The following is a 16,516-nucleotide window of genomic DNA, read 5'->3' as shown; positions in this document are numbered from 1 at the left end:
GAATCCTAGAACGTTGGGAATTGGTACAGTACGGTATTTCGGCGAAAAGCTAGGCCCTCATACGGGCCAGTTTTGAATCTCTCTCGCTCAACCAAATAGCGATTTGGTATTTCGATTTCTATCGCCTGGGCCAGCAAATCCTGCGTCCGTCCTTGCTCGACAAACCGCTTCTCTTGGACTGAAAATCCAGGCCGCTTTCGACCTAATCTCCGGACTTACGGCAACCCCTCTCGAGCGAGATCGCATAAGCTTCCGAAGGTCGGCCTTCAGCTCAGGACCGGGCCCAAGCGCGAATTGCTCTTCACGTCCTCCGCTGAACAACGGCCGCATCAAGATTTACCGTCATCCGGCGCCGTATCGGTCCCGTTCGAGGAACGTCGTGGAAATGAAGGCGCACCCTAGCTGCCGCTCAATTGCGCCCTCGGCCAATCACATCGACCCTAAGACGATCGCGCCGGTCCAACTCCATCAAGTATCGTCCTTACTGGCTGCTCTTTCAAAACGGTAAGCCGAGAGTCGGAATTGACGTGCAAGCATCTTGGCGAAAGGAGAATGGCGTTTGACCTACAATTCACAGTAGAACAGAAAACAATGGATCGGGAGCTTACCTGGTGTCGAATTCGGATGACTGGTTTTGGCGTTTGCGCATGGGCCTTCCTCCTCGGCCTGAGGATCGAGAAGCCATCCGACGTATCGCACCAGAACTGTTCAACGGCGAGCATTGGTTTAGGGAACCTCCTCAGCAAGAGTTTTGGCACGCCGAGGATTTTCGAAGCGATATTAGGAGCTGGCTTGCGACGGATGATCCGCGCCCCCTCGTAACAGTGCGTGCTGGGACCTGCGCACAGCCGGACTGCCCGCTTCAACTCGGCCGTCCTCATCCCGGCTCTGCTGGTTCGTCCAGCAGCGAGGCCGCCGCAATGAGCGGAGAAATCGTCCTTGAGTTAATGACAGTCGCGGGCGGCTGGAGCGCCAAATCGAATGCGTTTCTGGATGCCGCCCGCAAGGTACATAGCGGCAAAGGACCGGCCAAAGACTTGCTAATTACGGACCCGTTCATTTATGCCGACAAGGGCGAAGAGGGCACGGTCGGAGGAATCAACAACTTTCTAACCTATCTGGACCTGCTTGAGATTCCGACATCAGGCACGCTGACGATCTTCCAGCCGCCCTTTGCGAAGGGCAAGAAGGCAGAATCCGGTTGGATTTGGCGCCGGAGTGTGAAGCAACACGGCGAAAATCGAGGTTACAAGATCAAATTCACATATTTCAGAACGAAGACCGGCACGCGCTTTCATGACAGATTCTACTTGGTGCGGCACCGCAGTGGTGAGATCTCTGGGTTGTTCGGCCCCTCGATGAACGGCCTGAATGACAGGAGCTTCGTTTTGATCGGAGAGCTTGAAGCCGCAACCGTACAACGAGTTTGTAGCTTCATTGACGAGTGGGCCTAGTATCGCGTGCTGCGTCGGGGTTTCAAACTACAACAATGCAGAGCTTGTGGCCGGACGTTTTGGTGTAGATCGGTAGGACTGTTGCTATGGGTAGATAGCACCTCATGCCAACTCCAGGGTTTGCAGAAGCCCTAGAGAGCGCCGCACGGTCCGACGCGCGGCCTCGAAAATGGATTTTTTCGCGATGAGTGCCTGGGGGAAATCGCCGACGACATCTAGTGCCCAGACCAGGGGCCGCATGAGTGCGGGGCGCGAGCCGCAGCCTTTTGTTCGACTTGGATTTCCCGATTTTTCCCGTATTCTCTCATTTCGGGCTGGATACTCCGGTAGGGAGCCGTGGTGGAAACCGACATCATGACGATTCGGGAGGTGGCTGAGTATCTCAAGCTCACCGAGAAGACGGCTTACCGCCTCGCAGCGGACCGCAAGATTCCGGGCTTCAAGGTCGGTGGAGCTTGGCGTTTCCGGCGCGGTGAGATCGACAGATGGATCGAACGACAGTCGGCCGCAGTGAATGAAGGAGAAAGAGAATAGTGTCGGGGGCAAATGCCAAGGTTCAGAGCCTTGAAAGCTTCGTCTGGTCGATCGCGGAAATCCTGCGCGGTGATTTCAAGCAGTCCGAGTATGGCAAGGTCATCCTGCCGTTCGTCGTGCTCCGGCGCCTCGATTGCATCTTAGAGGTGTCGAAGACGGGCGTGCTCAACGCGGCCAAGGCGCTGCCGGACGGCGTGGACGATGAAACTCGCGACATGATCCTGTTCGGCGCAGCCGGCGGCAACATCCGAGTGTACAACCTCAGCGCCTTCACCTTCAAAAGCCTTAAGGCCCAGGATCCCGGCCAGCTTCATGCCAACCTGATTGACTACATCACAAAATTCTCGGGCAACGTCCGCGACATCTTCCTCGACAAGTTCCTGTTCACCGACCAGCTCAAGCGCCTTAACGAAGGCGGCATCCTCTGGCAGGTGTTCGATCGCTTCACGCAGATCGACCTGCACCCCGATCGCGTGAGCAACATCGAGATGGGGTATCTGTTCGAGGATCTGATCCGGCGGTTCTCGGAAATCTCGAACGAAACGGCCGGTGAGCACTTCACGCCGCGCGAGGTCATCCGCCTCATCGTTGATCTTTTGATTGCCAACGACGACACCAAGCTGACTGGCAAGGGCATTATCCGCCAAGTGTACGACCCGGCCTGCGGAACCGGCGGCATGCTGGCGTTGACCGAGGAAGCGCTGAAGGATTTCAATCCCTCGATCCGAGTCGAACTATTCGGGCAGGAGCTGAACGGCGAGTCCTTCGGCATCTGCAAGTCCGACATGCTGGTAACGGGCCACGATCCCGAACAGATCGCGTTCGGCAACACACTGACGAACGATGCGCACAAGGGCAAATCGTTTCACTACATGCTCTCCAATCCGCCCTATGGCGTCGACTGGAAGAAGTATCAGGACCCTATCCGGGAAGAGGCCGAGACGCTGGGCTTCGACGGCCGGTTCGGTGCCGGCCTGCCGCGCATCTCCGACGGGCAGCTATTGTTCCTCCAGCACATGGTCGCCAAGATGCGCGACGATGAGACTGGCTCACGCATCGGCATTGTCATGAACGGCTCCCCGCTCTTCACAGGCGGCGCAGGTTCTGGCGAGAGTGAAATCCGCCGCTGGATGCTGGAGAAGGATCTAGTCGAAGCCATCGTGGCCCTACCAACCGACTTGTTCTACAATACGGGTATCCATACCTACGTTTGGCTATTGACCAATCGCAAGCCAAAAGCGCGGCGCGGCAAGGTGCAGCTGATCGATGCCAGCGGAGAGCGCTTCTGGAAATCGATGCGCAAGTCGCTCGGCTCCAAGCGACGGGAAATTCCCGAGGAGGCGCGCAAGGAAATCGTCCGTATCTATGCAGGGATGCTCAGTGGCAACGGCGAGTATGGCGAGTTCTCCAAGATATTTGACACGGCTGACCTCGGCTATCGCGAAATTCGCGTCGAACGCCCGCTGCGTCTAAACTTCCAGGCCAGCCACGATCGAATCGTCCTGCTTCGGGAAGAGAAGGCGTTCCAGAGGCTTTTGGAGAACGAGCAGAAGGAGATCGAGGTTGCTCTTCTTAGCATCGGTGAGGCGCTCTTCACGAACCGCGATGCTTTCGAGAAGGTACTGAGCAAGGCGCTGAAGGCCGAGGGGGTAAAGGTCGGCGCGCCGATCCGCAAGGCCATCCTGGCAGCTTTGTCGGAGCGGGACGAGGAGGCCGACATCTGCATCGACAAGGACGGCAACCCCGAGCCCGATGCTGAGCTGCGTGAGCACGAACTTGTGCCGCTGAAAGAGGAATGGCGTGACTATATGGCGCGTGAGGTCAAGCCCTTCGTGCCGGATGCCTGGGTGGACGAGAGCCACCGCGACGCCCGCGACGGCGATGTTGGCCGTCTTGGCTTTGAGATCAATTTCAACCGCTATTTTTACCGCTACGTCCCGCCACGCCCGCTTGATGAGATTGACTCCGAGCTGAAGGCGCTCGAGGCCGAGATCGCCAAGTTACTAAGGGAGGTCGTGGCGTGAAAACTCTTCAAGAGCGCGTGCACTCCGCCGCCCCGCCTGTTCATTGGAGCTTGAACAAGCTCCATCACGTTTTTCATGTACGTAAGGGTCTAAAGAACACCGGAATGCAGGAAGAGAACCTGCTTTCGTTGAGCTACGGACGCATCATCCAAAAAGACATCGATGCAGCTGAAGGCTTGTTACCGGAGAGCTTCGAGACCTATCAGCTCGTTGAGCCCGGCAACATCGTAATGAGGTTGACCGATCTGCAGAACGACAAGCGCAGCCTGCGGCAGGGTTTGGTCAAAGAACGCGGAATCATCACATCCGCTTATGATGCGCTTGAGCTGGGCAAGGATCACGACCCCCGCTTTTGGGCATTTGCGTTGCTCGCACTTGACCTCGCAAAATACTACTATTCCCTCGGCGGGGGCGTGCGGCAGTCGATCAAGTTTGCAGATTTTCCCAATGACTGGATTGCAACCCCTGACCTACCTACCCAAAATGCCATCGCGAATTTCCTCGACCGCGAAACTGCTCGCATCGATCAGCTGATTGAGAAGAAACAGCGATTAGCGGAGCTTCTTATTGGGAAACAGGAAGCGCTGCGGGACACACTGGTTTGCAAAGGCCTCAACCGTGAAGCGCGCTATAAAGAAAGCGGCGTCGATTGGCTTGGACAAGTCCCAGAACATTGGACGGTATGTCGCTTCAATCGTCTGATTTCATCGAAAGTCGATTATCGCGGTCGCACTCCCGAGAAGGTTAACGACGGCATCTTCCTGGTAACCGCACGAAACATTCGCACGGGCAAAATTGACTATGAACGCTCTCAAGAGTTCACAACTGAGGAAGATTGGCAAAAGCTGAGCGCTCGTGGGAAGCCAAAGATCGGAGACGTGCTTTTTACGACTGAAGCTCCCTTGGGCAATATTGCGCAAGTTGATCGACTTGATGTTGCGTTTGCACAGAGAATTATGAAGTTCAGAGCCAACGAGGCCTTGGTCTCCAACAACTTTCTGGCCGAGTTCATGATGTCAGCTTCATTTCAACGTTCACTAAACCTCTACGCCTCTGGATCCACCGCTTCGGGAATCAAGAGCGAGCGCATGGCACATCTTTTCGGCCTTGTGCCACCACCCGAAGAACAGGACGAAATCGTCCGTCTGGTTAGGGCTAAGAGTGCGCAGGCCGAGGCCACAATCGAACCTCTACAACGCTCCATAGATCGTTCAAGAGAGTTTCGCGCCGCGCTCATTACTGCCGCCGTCGTTGGTGCGATCGATGTAACCGCTTGGGGTATGCATGGCACGGCGAAGCAGCGGCTTGAAAAAATCCAGGAGGCGGTGCAGGCATGACGAAGTTTCACGGAACGCTTGATGAGCTGAAGGCAGCTGTCGATGTCTGCGGGCTCGTCGGTGAGTGGCGGAACAACGACAAAGGCGGCAATCATTCCTTCCGGGGTCGGACAGGAGAAATTTTGAACTGGTGGCCGGCAAAGGGGACGATCCAATTTCAAGGCCATAACCAGGACGGCTTCCGCGCGGCCTTTTCCGGCGTCGTCGCTGGGGCGACGACGACAACGCCAGTCTCGGCTGCCGCGAACGCAAAGATCTTGTGGTCCATGGCCACGACCGCGACGCCCGTGACCAGCTTGAACTCGTTCTGATGCGTTTGGGGCTTCAGCCGTTCATACTTCAGAACGCCGACGGCGAGAGTAAGACTATCATCGAGGCACTTGAGCAGAACATTTACCGCGAGGCCGCATTCGGCATCGTCCTCTTAACACCTGATGACTTCGGTTACTCGAAATCCGCCGGTGACACCGAGAAGCAACCGCGCGCACGTCAGAATGTGATCCTTGAGATGGGCATGGTCATGGCGGCGCTTGGTCGTCAGAAGATGGTTATCCTGAAGAAGGGGGCACTGGAGATGCCGTCGGATGCGGGGGGGATTCTTTATATTGAGTTCAATGACCACGTTCGAGAGATCGTGCCCAAGCTCGCGCAGCGCTTGCAGGGAGCGGGCTTCCAGATCGACCCGCGCAAGATTGCGGAGGCATCCGCATGAACAGGACCGCGCCACCGTTCAGCACTTATCCGCGTCTCGTGAAAGCGGGCTTGGGGAAGCCGGGCGGCCAGCTCGCTCACCACAGTTTCGAACGTGCCTGGACTCTGGATAACCTATTGCGTGAGGCGTTAGCATGACTGCCCACGCCGCTCAGAATGTTCATCGCGAGCTTGTGCTTGAAGAGCACTTGGTTGATCACCTAGTCGCCAAACAGGGCTATATCGGCCGCCTTCCGCAGGACTATGACCGCGGCCTAGCGATGGACCGAGAGCTTGTCCTTCGATTCGTCAAAGAAACACAGCGGGATGAGTGGCAGAAGCTGGAGGCGCAATATGCCGCTGCCGCGGAGACCGAGTTTTTCAAACAGCTGGACAAGGCACTGAAAACTCGCGGCGCGCTTGATGTACTGCGACACGGATTAAAGCTAATCCCCAACATCCGATTGGCGCTCTGCTTCCTCAAGCCCGCGTCCGGGTTGAACGTCGGCCTGATGCGCCTCTACGAGGCGAATATCCTCTCCGTAATCCGACAGCTCCGCTATAGCCATCGTTCGGAGAATGCCATCGATTTGGCTCTGTTCGTCAACGGTCTCCCAGTGGCGACGGCGGAGTTGAAGAATCTGCTGACTGGCTCCACCTTTCGCCATGCGGAAAAGCAGTATCGCTACGACCGCTCTCCTGCCGGCGAGCCGCTCCTGACCTTTAAGCGCGGTGCGCTCGTCCATTTTGCGATGGACGAAGACAATATCTCGATGACAACGCGCCTCCAAAACGGCAAGACCCGGTTCTTGCCGTTCAACCGTGGCCGAAACGGCGGGGCTGGAAACCCGGACGTGTCAGGCGAGTTTCGCGTGGCTTACTTTTATGCCGACCTTCCAGAGGGCAAGGCGGTGCTGTCTCGCGACGTGCTTCTCGACATTATCGGGCGCTTCCTCCATCTGGAACGGCAAGAAACGCTGACTTCGAGCGGTTCAATGGAAGTGCGGGAGACACTAATCTTCCCACGCTTCCAACAGCTCGACGCGGTACGTAAGCTGATGATGCATGCGCGCGCTTTCGGCTCAGGCCACAATTATCTGATCCAACACTCAGCCGGCTCCGGCAAATCGAACACCATCGGCTGGACAGCGCACCAGGTCACGAACCTGCATGACGATGCGGACAAGCCGATCTTCAATTCGGCCATTATCGTCACTGACCGCGTCGTGCTCGACCGGCAGCTTCAGAGCACCGTGGCGCAGTTCGAGCAGACAAAAGGCGTCGTGAAGAAAATAGACGGCACGTCCCGACAACTGAAGGCCGCCCTGGAGAGTGGCGCGCGGATTGTTATCACGACCATTCAGAAATTCTCGACTGACCACTTGAAGGAGATTTCCGGTCAGGGCGCCCGGACTTTTGCGGTTATCATCGATGAGGCACATGGCAGCCAATCTGGCAAAAGCGCGCAGGCGATGAGCGACGCTCTAACTCGAGACGAGGCCGACGGAGATCGCGACATCGAGGATCTGATCGCGGACTATCAGAAAGCGCGCGGGCCCCAGCCGAACATCAGCTATTTCGCTTTCACAGCCACGCCACGCAACGTGACGCTGGAGCGGTTTGGTACAAAGGGCGCTGACGGGTTACCACACCCATTCCACCTGTATTCCATGCGTCAAGCCATCGAGGAGGGGTTCATTCTGGATGTACTCCAGAACTACATGACCTACAAAGCATACTATCAACTCGAAAAGACAATTGAGGATGATCCCGAGCTGAACACTCGCAGGGCTCAGCGTCGCGTGGCACGCTTCGCCTCGCTCCATCCGACCGCGATCGGCCAGAAGGTTGAGGTCATTGTCGAGCACTTCAGGCGCCATGTACTGGACGAGCTCGAAGGCCGCGCCAAGGCAATGGTCGTCACCGGAAGCCGCGAGCACGCACTTCGCTATTATTTTGGCGTCCGAGACTACCTCAAAACCAATGGGTACAACGACGTGAAACCTCTGGTCGCTTTTTCAGGCGACTTGGAAGTCGACGGCCAGACGTACACCGAGGCGGAGCTGAACGGCTTCTCCGAAAGCGAGCTGCCACGTCGCTTCGACACGGATGCTTATCAGGTACTGATCGTCGCGGAGAAGTACCAAACTGGATTCGACCAGCCGAAACTCTGCGCAATGTATGTGGATCGGAAACTCGCCGGCCTTCAGGCCGTTCAGACTCTCTCACGCCTTAACCGAACCTTTCCGGCGAAGGACCGGACGTATGTCCTCGACTTTCAGAACACCACCGAGGATATGCAGCGCGCCTTCAAGCCCTTCTTCGAGGTGACAGCACTGGAAGCTACTTCCGACCCCAATCAGATTTACGAACTGGAAGCACGACTAAGAACGTTCGGCGTCCTAGACCAGGGCGAGATCGAGCGCTTCGCCGAGACCTTCTATAAGGGCGCACTCGATACTCACGATCGGGCGCGATTGGAAGGGCTGGTGCGGCAGGCGGTGCTCCGCTTTGAGGCAGAGGACGATGAGGGACGACAGGAAGAGTTTCGCCAGCTTCTGAAAAGCTATATGCGCTTCTACAGCTTCGTCGCGCAGGTGATCCGGCTCGGCGACACCGGCCTTGAGACGCTGTATTCTTATTCCGCCTGGCTGTCGCGATTGTTGCCGAACCGGGAGGTGCCGCCCGATATCGAGATCACTGAGGACATGCTTCGGCTTCAGGCGTTTCGCGTCGAACAGAAAGAGCAAGGCTCGGCATCACTTACAGCCGGCGACGGAGAAACGCTCAAGCCCATCAGCGAATTTGCTGCCAAGCCGTATACGGAAGAAGAAGAGCGTTCGCTCTCCGAGATCATCAAGGCATTTAATGACCGCCATGGAACGGCGTTTTCGCGTGAAGACTTCCTCCGCTTCGAGCAGGTCAACCGCGAGATCATGGACGAGGGCCTCGCCGATATGCTGCGCAACAACCCAGCCGACGTGGTGTTCTCAGCTTTCAGTCAAGCGTTCTTCAAAGGAGCCATCAAGATGTTCCAGCGCGACAATGAGATGAAGAACATCGTGTTGAGTGATCCTCAAGCCCGCGAGCAGGCAATCCGCCATTTCTTCAACCGAGCGATTCGAGAGGTCCGGGAGGGTCCACAAGGCCTGATCTAAAGAGGGATTGTTGAGCCGGGCCGGATCCAAAAATGGCCTTTTAGGCGTTCGCGGTCAAAACCACCCGGCCGAGGGCGCAGATATTGCAATTAAGGAAAATTTCTTGCTTTTCCGATCACGCCTCAGATTACGTCTAGAGGATTGAACTTGAGTTAGGGTCGATTCTATTTGGGCGAGGTACCGGGTGGGGAAGCGCCATTCGAACTCTCTCGCTCTCTCTAAAGACAAGGTGAAGTTCCATAACATTCGATGGGCGAATCCGGGCCGATGCAGCCCTGCGACACCATGCAACCAATTTGCATACGGCATCGGTGGCCGGCGGTCCTAACGAAGTCGTAGAAATGAAAGAGAGGCCGCAGATTGCTGCGGCCTCTCTTTTTTCGATCAGGACGTCACCACCAATGGCGGTGATGATGGCGCCAACCGTAGTGGTGGCCTCGGTGCCAGCCATAGTGGTGGCCGCGGCCCCAACCGTAGTGATGACCGCGACCGCCGTGATGGCCCCACCCGTGTCCATGTCCATGTCCGTGGCCGCCTCTGACCTGGATGACTCCATCGTCCGTGTTTGCCAGGGTCTGTGGCGGTGCCATCGGCATGGCAGATGCCGACAGCATTGGCATAAGCAAAAAAGCACAACCGATAACTGCGGATGCCAATAGCTTTTTCATCTTGAGATCGTCCTCCCTTGTTGCGCGATAACCCAGCAGACTATCAGTCGCGCATTCCAATACTCGCTGAACGGTGCATTCACCTGCGGTTCATCGATGCCGCGCTTCAGCGCTTGCCAGAATTCTCCAGGGCCCATCGGAATCCGATCCAAGTAGCCGGCGTACGGGTCGTCCCATCGTTCGGCTGCCCCCGCTATCGAACCCTGCGTTATCTTGGCCTCGGCCCTCGCGGCGCGGCGGCGAAGGTTAGGCCCAGAACCTTGGCCCTGAGCCGTACCGCGGCTTCGCTTCGGTTCATCTCAACGGCAATGTCGACGGCATAACGGCCTTCAGCGATTAGCTTTTGCAGAGTGCCGTCTTCAGCGGGATCCCAGGGGCGGTTCTTCGGCATTGTGATGCAAATCAGTCTTAGAGGCCAATTCGTACTGGTGAGCCTTCTCCAGCAGCGCATCTCTGATCGGGCCGGGCGGAAGGAGAGCGGCCTGTCTTCGCGCTTCGCGTGCACACTCAGAGCTGACTTCCTGCTCTCTCGTCATGGCTCGCCTCCAGCTCCTTGCGGACGGCCGCAGCAGAATTCCCGACTTTATCGATCGCCTTACGAAGCTCTGCCTTTGAGACACCGAGCGCATGAGCCCAGCATCTCATTTGATCAGGCGCATGCACATTGATCTTTGAACGCTCGAACTGATCTTTCTTGGTAAGGCTGTCCATTCCCAATAACTCGAGCTCGGGCGCAGCGTTCCTAAGTAGGAACTGGCGGGCCGACTCATGTGTTGATCCGAGCAGGAGGTGCCGACATGGCAAAGGCAAAGGCAGCATGGAAACGACCGGGTTCACCCATCGGCAAAAAGGGCGCGCGAAAGGCCAACCCTAAGTACAAGCGCCGTTCGCGCCAGCCTTGGACTGATAAGGAAGTCAGCCAGCTTCGATCGCTCGCAAAGGCGAACACGCCTACGGGTGTGATTAGCCTCAAGATGGAGAGACCGAAGGGTTCGATCGCAAGCAAAGCGCAGCGCGAGGGCATCTCGCTTCGGCCGATCAACCGCTCCCCCTACAATCGTCGCAAGAAGGCCGCGCGGCACTAGTTCTCGGTGGGCAGGGTCTCCGAGAGAACCCCGCTCACATCTGGCTCCTCCACGCCTTGATCAATGTCGTCGGAGCTGTTGCACGCGCATCTCATGCCTGCGCCACACTGGCAACCACGCGGGTCTTTCGTCCAGGCCAGGTGAGGGTGGTTTTCGCAAACCCAGCCCAGACCGCCGCAGATCGGACAATGTGGGTTGATCATGCCGCGAGCAGACGCTTGTAGCGCCGGTAAGCGTCAATGGCATTGTTCGCGAGCATCAGCGGCCGATGCTCACCAGTCCGCGCCATGTCGTCAATACTTCTGAGAAGGAAGCGGCTCGCATCGGCGGCATTTGTGATTTCGCCGGAGCGCTCGAGGAAGTCCCAGGCGATCTGAATCGACTTCTCCACGAGGACTGGCAGCGGCTCGCTCATAAAAGCAAAACAGGTCTTGAGCTGGATGGTTCCTTTTCAACATACACCCGGCCGGCGGCAGTCTATCCGCACCTACCGTTATAGCTTACTTTGCAGCCGGGCCGCAGGCGAGGCGTGCGGCTCGCGAAGTCCAGCCTCGCCACCTAAGCTTGTTTGGTCCCAACGTGCCATACCGGCCATGAAAACACGAAATCGCAGCCTGCTCGTCTTTCTTGTTGCCGTTGTAGGCATCGGCTGGCTGATCGGTGCAACCAACTTGCCTGGCGCATGGTACGCTGCGCTGCAGAAACCGCCATTCAATCCGCCGAACTGGGTGTTCGCGCCAACCTGGACCGTTCTGTACGTGATGATCGCCATCGCTGGATGGCGGACCTACCTACAGGAGGTCAATGGCCTGGCCTTGCAGGTCTGGCTCGGACAGATGGCACTTAATTTTCTCTGGTCTCCCGTTGTCTTCCGATTGCATAACTTGGCTATGGGCCTTTCGGTCATCGTTCTGCTGCTGGGTTTGATACTATTTTTTATAGGTCTGCAATGGCGGACCAATCGGCTGGCGGCGCTCTTATTTATCCCGTACGCGGCCTGGGTGGCGTTTGCGTCGCTCTTAAACTTTTCGCTCTACCGCCTAAACTGATCAGCCGAAAAGATCGCGATCATCCAGAGCGATCGTCGTGGCGCACGATTGCGTCGCACAACGCGGTTCGGGCTTTCGAAGGAAGCCGATAGATGTAAAATTAGCTTCAGACTCACAGGGACCGACGACTTGCGGCGGACACTGCTGATCAATCCTTTTAATCTACTCGCCGAAACGCCCGGCCAGCGCGCGGATCCGCGCCAAAGATACACGCCGGTGTGCGATCGTTGCGGCTCAGATGACATTGTTTGTCACGCAACGATCCAGTGGAGCAATGAGGCCCAAGACTGGCAATTGACGAGTAGTTCGGGCAGCCGGCGCACTGCAATCGCTGTAAATCTCCGTGCGGCTTGGAATGGCTTGCCTTCAGCTAGTCACGTGCTGCCATCTGCTGCAAGAGAGCTTCTTGCCGGTCCCACTCGATTGGGAGCGACTTGAGCAAAGTTGCCAGATCAAGCCCGATGGGTTGTTGGCCGTTGAGAATCGCTTCCGTGAGCGTTGGCGAGAGCAGCGTCAGCCGGAGCACCCGGCAGAGATAGGATTCGTTGATCTTCTCGGCCTTTGCCAATTCTCGGACTGAAGTAAATAGGTTCGATTCGAGCATGCCCCGCCATCGATGGGCGCGAACGAGCGCCTTGATCATGGTGTTGTCGATGCGCGTGGGAGCCGGGGACCAGGGCGATGAGTCAGCCGGGGTGACCACGCGCTTCCGACCTCCCTGTCGGCGTGACGCAATTGGGATACTCACTACAATCGAGCGTCCATCACGGCTCAATTTGGGGCGGCCAGGTGGGCCGATGGTAATGGGAGCTGGGCGGGTCATTCGGCGGCCTCTAGGAGGTTTGGCTTGGTAGTGAGTTGGGCCGTTAATGAAGTGAGGCCATCAACCCTAAGCGTGATGTCCAGCCTGTCCGACCCGAGGTCGGCGCGCTCAACCAGCAGCTCAACGATGCGAGCTTGTTCTGCTGGGAACAGCTCATTCCATAGCTCGTCAAATCCGACTAGAGCGTCGCGGACTTCGTTCTCAGTGACGTCCTTGCGCTGCTTGCGGGCTGCACGCCAAGTCTGCACGATGACTTCAGGGGTTTGGAGTAGAAGGCGAACTTGATCGACGACGATCCGTTCGATCTCGGCAGCCGGCACCATTCTGACCGGACAGTCGGATCCGCCCTGCTTCAGGGCTGTCTGGCTGATGTAGTAGCGGTAGAGTCGACCGGATTTCCGTGTGTTGGTTGGCGTCATTGCTGCCCCATCAGGAGCGAAGAGGAGGCCTCTCAGCAGTGCTGGCGATCGCGCACGGGCATTGTTCGCTCGCTTGCGGGGGCTCTCCTTCAAGATGCCGTGCACCTGGTCCCAGAGCTTGCGATCGATAATCGCTTCGTGCTCGCCGGGATACGATGTGCCTTTATGTACGGCTTCGCCGATATAGACCCGGTTGTGGAGGATCTTGTACAGCACCCCCTTGTCGAGCACGTGGCCATATCGGTTTCTCGCGCCGGCGGCGACGAGCTCGCGAGCCAGCAGCGTTGCCGACTTAAGTTGGACGAATCGTTGAAAAATCGACCGCACCCGTTCAGCATCTTGCTCATGAACGAATAGCTTGCGGTCGCGGACCTCATAGCCGAGGGGTGTCCAGCCTCCCATCCATTTGCCACGCTTACGGGACGCGGCAACCTTGTCGCGGATACGCTCGCCGATCACTTCCCGTTCGAACTGCGCAAACGTGATCAGGATGTTCAAGGCCATGCGGCCCATGGCGTCCTTGGTGTTGAAGGACTGAGTCACTGAGACGAATGTGGCTCCGTGCTGCTCGAAGAGCTCAACCAGCTGAAGGAAATCGAGCATCGAGCGAGAGAGGCGGTCGATCTTATAGACGACGATGACATCGATCTTCCCGGCTTTGACGTCCTCCAGGAGGCGCTTGAGGGCGGGGCGCTCCAACGTGCCGCCCGAGAAGCCGCCATCATCGTAGCGGTCTGAAACTGGAGCCCAGCCCTCGGCTCTTTGGCTTGTGATGTAGGCCTCACAGGATTCCCGCTGCGCGTCGAGTGAGTTGAAATCCATGTCGAGCCCTTCTTCGCTCGACTTGCGGGTGTAGACGGCGCAACGCGTTTTACGAACAGCGCCCGGCCGTGAGCTCGTATCAAATGGGCTTGAACGCTTTGCGCCGCTTTGCGGGCGATGGCGAAGGCTCATCTGCGATCCAGTGTGTTCTTAAGGCCGAAAAAGACCCAGCCATTCCATTTCGTGCCTGTGATGTCGCGGGCAATCGAGGAGAGGGACTTGTAGGGCCGGCCAAGATATTCGAAGTCGTTCAAACGGACGGTCACCGAATATTCCACGCCTTGCCATTCTCGGATCAGCTTGGTTCCGGCGATTGGCCGAAGTGCGGGCCGGGCTTTGCGCTCAGTCGGTTCCTGATTGGCGTATTGCGCGGCCATGGCCTTCAGGCGGTCGTGAGTCTCGCGGCTGAGCCCACCGTAAGCCAGTTCCTGGATCCGGTAGGCCAAGCGATTCTCCAGGAAGCGCCGGTTGTAGGCTGGAGGCTCGGTATCAAAGAGCTCGCGCCAGCGGGCTTTAAGGACGTCCACAGGGGCGCTCTTCAGGGCCGCCAGCTGCGACAGAACGTGGGTCTTCACAGAGCTAATTCCTTGTTATTTTGCCGGACATGACCCTCAACCAGCTCGTCACAGTCGAGCGGATTTTCTTCGTTGCGGTGAGATAAAGGACTGGACTTTCGCTCCAGAAGACGCTGGAGGCCGGCGGCTAGAAGGGCCCCCAGTTCGTTTAGTGAGTTATCGTGATGTGCAGTCATACGCCGTCATTCGGCGTAGTCGGTCTGCCTGGTCCAACGGTTTCATATGAAACGGTAGAGGCCGGCATTTGATCGCATTTGATCGTACTGGCTGCGTCGGTGTTTCTGTGGAATGAACTCGACTAAAAGCTTCCACTCGGTCCCGCCGTTCGAAAAACTAGCCACCTGATTCGGGTGGGGAATGAAAGACGGCTCAAATTTCCAGGCATGGACCTTGGACGAGGCTCTCGAGCGTGTGCCGAATTCCAAAATCCATTTGCGTAGTGGCGAGTTGCTGGCTTGGGGTCGATTGAGCGATCCTGGAGCTGAATTGTCCTACGTCCCTCCCTCGCTTTGGCGTGACAGCATTTTCTCCGGGAGAAGCAAGGCCTCGAAAAGAGAGGCTATCTGCGGAGGCATGCCTGTTTTCGATCTGCGCATTTTCCCGGTAATGGAGGCGCCGAACGCAGTTGAGCACTTGGGCCATATTCCCCTGAAGGATTTGTTCAATCGTTTTGTCGTTGGGGATCCAGAGGTGCAACACCTTGCCCAGTTTGCGATCGTGCGTTCACCGGATCTGCGGCGGGTCTATCGACCGTCGGAAAGGAGCGATTTTTGCTTCTGGCCGCTGGATCCGGATGGTCTCATTGATATCGGCGAATTCACGGATCCAATCCAGAACTACCTTCCAGGCTATATCCACACTCCCGAGACAGCCGAAGTCGAGAAGGTGCTCAGGGGACGCTATCGAGCCATGGTTAGAGCGCTGCAATCCGGTCTGTTTGTCGCTGTCGGAGATCCTGTCTGGGAAAGGGACTCGAGAGAGATTCTCCCCACGATTTGGGGAGCGCCCGGCTACTACTTGGATCGGAGAACCGGAGACTTGCTGCAGGACAGGGATTGGGGGGACGAAGAAACCGAGGTTACCCCAATGCTCGACAACAGCGAATGGTACGAATTGCGTTGGCGGGCTGTTCTGCTGAGGCCTGCTAGCCCTGCTTCTTCTGTCGATAAGAGCAACGAAACCAAAGCGGGTAATCACAAAAATAAGTTTCAGGAGCGATCCGACCGGTGTTTAGATTACCTTTGCAAGCTAATGAAGGATAGCCCGCACCACAGGCCCAAAACTAAGCGCATGATTTTTCGCGACGCAAAGATTGTCTGTGGTGGTAATCTGGGTTGGGGAATTTTTTGCTTGGCCTGGGACGCGGCAAAAGAGGCCGTCCCTGATGCGGTCGAGGCGTGGAGCCGCGCGGGCGCGCCGAAGAAATCGTACCGAAAATAATCGTATGAGATCTTCTCTAATTCACTAGGTATTCGCTCGTTTGAAATTCAACCACGTTCGTCTCCATCGAAATTGATGTGGGACTAACGTAGATGAATTCGATTTCAGTACAGCACGACCCCGATGCGCTGCTGACCGAGCTTGCGGTAGCCGAAATTCTGAATCTCTCCATTCGTACGCTGCAGTCGTGGCGTCTGCGAAGCGCCGGTCCGCCGTTCGTGCAGGTTGGCCGCGCCGTCCGATACCGCCGACGCGATCTAATTGGCTGGATCGAAGCAAACACCTGCGGCGGATCCGTGGAGCGTCAGTCGTGCAGATAAAGCTCCCTAACCCATCAAGCGATCATTCGGAAGAAGAGCCGAAAACATATTCGGTATATCTGGGGCGTGAGCGACTCGGACGCTTTGTTCGCATTGGTCGGAATGAGTTCGATGCGTT

The 16,516-nt window shown here is 57.0% G+C and carries 16 protein-coding genes; 11 read left to right on the top strand and 5 right to left on the bottom strand.

What is annotated here, in order from left to right:
• Nucleotides 1-611: 611 nt before the first annotated feature.
• The 7 genes from ACVMIH_RS25830 to ACVMIH_RS25800 all read left to right on the top strand — a co-directional run bounded on the left by ACVMIH_RS25830 (nt 612) and on the right by ACVMIH_RS25800 (nt 9,197).
• Nucleotides 612-1,454, top strand: coding sequence for a hypothetical protein (locus tag ACVMIH_RS25830; RefSeq protein WP_456863896.1), 843 nt, complete (start codon nt 612-614; stop codon nt 1,452-1,454).
• A 339-nt stretch (nt 1,455-1,793) separates the two neighbouring features.
• Entirely contained in the window at nt 1,794-1,988 is a 195-nt protein-coding gene (mads1, locus tag ACVMIH_RS25825; RefSeq protein WP_456863893.1) for a methylation-associated defense system helix-turn-helix domain-containing protein MAD1, read from the top strand.
• Nucleotides 1,988-4,012 (top strand): type I restriction-modification system subunit M, encoded by a 2,025-nt coding sequence (locus ACVMIH_RS25820; protein WP_456863890.1) that lies wholly within the window; start codon nt 1,988-1,990, stop codon nt 4,010-4,012. Before mads1 ends, ACVMIH_RS25820 begins: the two co-directional genes overlap by 1 nt.
• Nucleotides 4,009-5,349, top strand: coding sequence for a restriction endonuclease subunit S (locus tag ACVMIH_RS25815; RefSeq protein WP_456863887.1), 1,341 nt, complete (start codon nt 4,009-4,011; stop codon nt 5,347-5,349). The genes ACVMIH_RS25820 and ACVMIH_RS25815 overlap by 4 nt, the downstream gene beginning before the upstream one ends.
• Nucleotides 5,346-5,660, top strand: a complete 315-nt coding sequence (locus ACVMIH_RS25810) for a hypothetical protein (RefSeq protein WP_456863884.1) — start codon at nt 5,346-5,348, stop codon at nt 5,658-5,660. Before ACVMIH_RS25815 ends, ACVMIH_RS25810 begins: the two co-directional genes overlap by 4 nt.
• On the top strand, nt 5,660-6,061 hold the full coding sequence (locus ACVMIH_RS25805) for a TIR domain-containing protein (protein ID WP_456863881.1): 402 nt from the start codon (nt 5,660-5,662) through the stop codon (nt 6,059-6,061). Before ACVMIH_RS25810 ends, ACVMIH_RS25805 begins: the two co-directional genes overlap by 1 nt.
• A 133-nt stretch (nt 6,062-6,194) precedes the next feature.
• Nucleotides 6,195-9,197, top strand: coding sequence for a type I restriction endonuclease subunit R (locus ACVMIH_RS25800; protein WP_456863878.1), 3,003 nt, complete (start codon nt 6,195-6,197; stop codon nt 9,195-9,197).
• Nucleotides 9,198-10,372: 1,175 nt separating this feature from the next.
• Here the strand turns inward: ACVMIH_RS25800 and ACVMIH_RS25795 are convergent.
• Nucleotides 10,373-10,576: a DUF3606 domain-containing protein gene (locus ACVMIH_RS25795; RefSeq protein ID WP_057021133.1), complete on the bottom strand. Its 204-nt coding sequence runs from the start codon at nt 10,574-10,576 to the stop codon at nt 10,373-10,375.
• A gap of 86 nt (nt 10,577-10,662) precedes the next feature.
• Between ACVMIH_RS25795 and ACVMIH_RS25790 the strand changes: the two genes are divergently transcribed.
• Nucleotides 10,663-10,950: a hypothetical protein gene (locus tag ACVMIH_RS25790; protein WP_456863874.1), complete on the top strand. Its 288-nt coding sequence runs from the start codon at nt 10,663-10,665 to the stop codon at nt 10,948-10,950.
• 199 nt (nt 10,951-11,149) lie between these two features.
• On the opposite strand, the gene ACVMIH_RS25785 is transcribed toward ACVMIH_RS25790, so the two are convergent.
• Nucleotides 11,150-11,365 carry a hypothetical protein gene (locus ACVMIH_RS25785; protein ID WP_456863872.1) on the bottom strand — a complete coding sequence of 72 codons (216 nt, stop codon included), beginning with the start codon at nt 11,363-11,365 and terminating at the stop codon, nt 11,150-11,152.
• Between the two features lie 178 nt (nt 11,366-11,543).
• Here ACVMIH_RS25785 and ACVMIH_RS25780 point away from each other — a divergent pair, with 178 nt between their 5' ends.
• Nucleotides 11,544-11,999 (top strand): TspO/MBR family protein, encoded by a 456-nt coding sequence (locus ACVMIH_RS25780; RefSeq protein WP_456863870.1) that lies wholly within the window; start codon nt 11,544-11,546, stop codon nt 11,997-11,999.
• Between the two features lie 370 nt (nt 12,000-12,369).
• On the opposite strand, the gene ACVMIH_RS25775 is transcribed toward ACVMIH_RS25780, so the two are convergent.
• From ACVMIH_RS25775 to ACVMIH_RS25765, 3 genes are all read right to left on the bottom strand, one after another.
• Nucleotides 12,370-12,642, bottom strand: coding sequence for a hypothetical protein (locus ACVMIH_RS25775; protein WP_456863867.1), 273 nt, complete (start codon nt 12,640-12,642; stop codon nt 12,370-12,372).
• 176 nt (nt 12,643-12,818) lie between these two features.
• On the bottom strand, nt 12,819-14,195 hold the full coding sequence (locus ACVMIH_RS25770) for a recombinase family protein (protein WP_456863865.1): 1,377 nt from the start codon (nt 14,193-14,195) through the stop codon (nt 12,819-12,821).
• Nucleotides 14,192-14,638: a DUF2924 domain-containing protein gene (locus tag ACVMIH_RS25765; protein WP_456863863.1), complete on the bottom strand. Its 447-nt coding sequence runs from the start codon at nt 14,636-14,638 to the stop codon at nt 14,192-14,194. The genes ACVMIH_RS25770 and ACVMIH_RS25765 overlap by 4 nt, the downstream gene beginning before the upstream one ends.
• Before the next feature lie 357 nt (nt 14,639-14,995).
• On the opposite strand from ACVMIH_RS25765, the gene ACVMIH_RS25760 reads away from it, so the two are divergent.
• Together ACVMIH_RS25760 and ACVMIH_RS25755 are read left to right on the top strand one after the other, a co-directional pair.
• Nucleotides 14,996-16,078: a hypothetical protein gene (locus ACVMIH_RS25760; RefSeq protein WP_456863860.1), complete on the top strand. Its 1,083-nt coding sequence runs from the start codon at nt 14,996-14,998 to the stop codon at nt 16,076-16,078.
• 92 nt (nt 16,079-16,170) lie between these two features.
• Nucleotides 16,171-16,398 (top strand): helix-turn-helix transcriptional regulator, encoded by a 228-nt coding sequence (locus ACVMIH_RS25755; RefSeq protein WP_456863857.1) that lies wholly within the window; start codon nt 16,171-16,173, stop codon nt 16,396-16,398.
• Nucleotides 16,399-16,516: the final 118 nt, after the last annotated feature.

This window comes from Bradyrhizobium sp. USDA 4503 (genome assembly GCF_054055815.1).
Note: the sequence above shows the minus strand (reverse complement) of the source record. Positions and strands in the feature narration are given on the sequence as shown.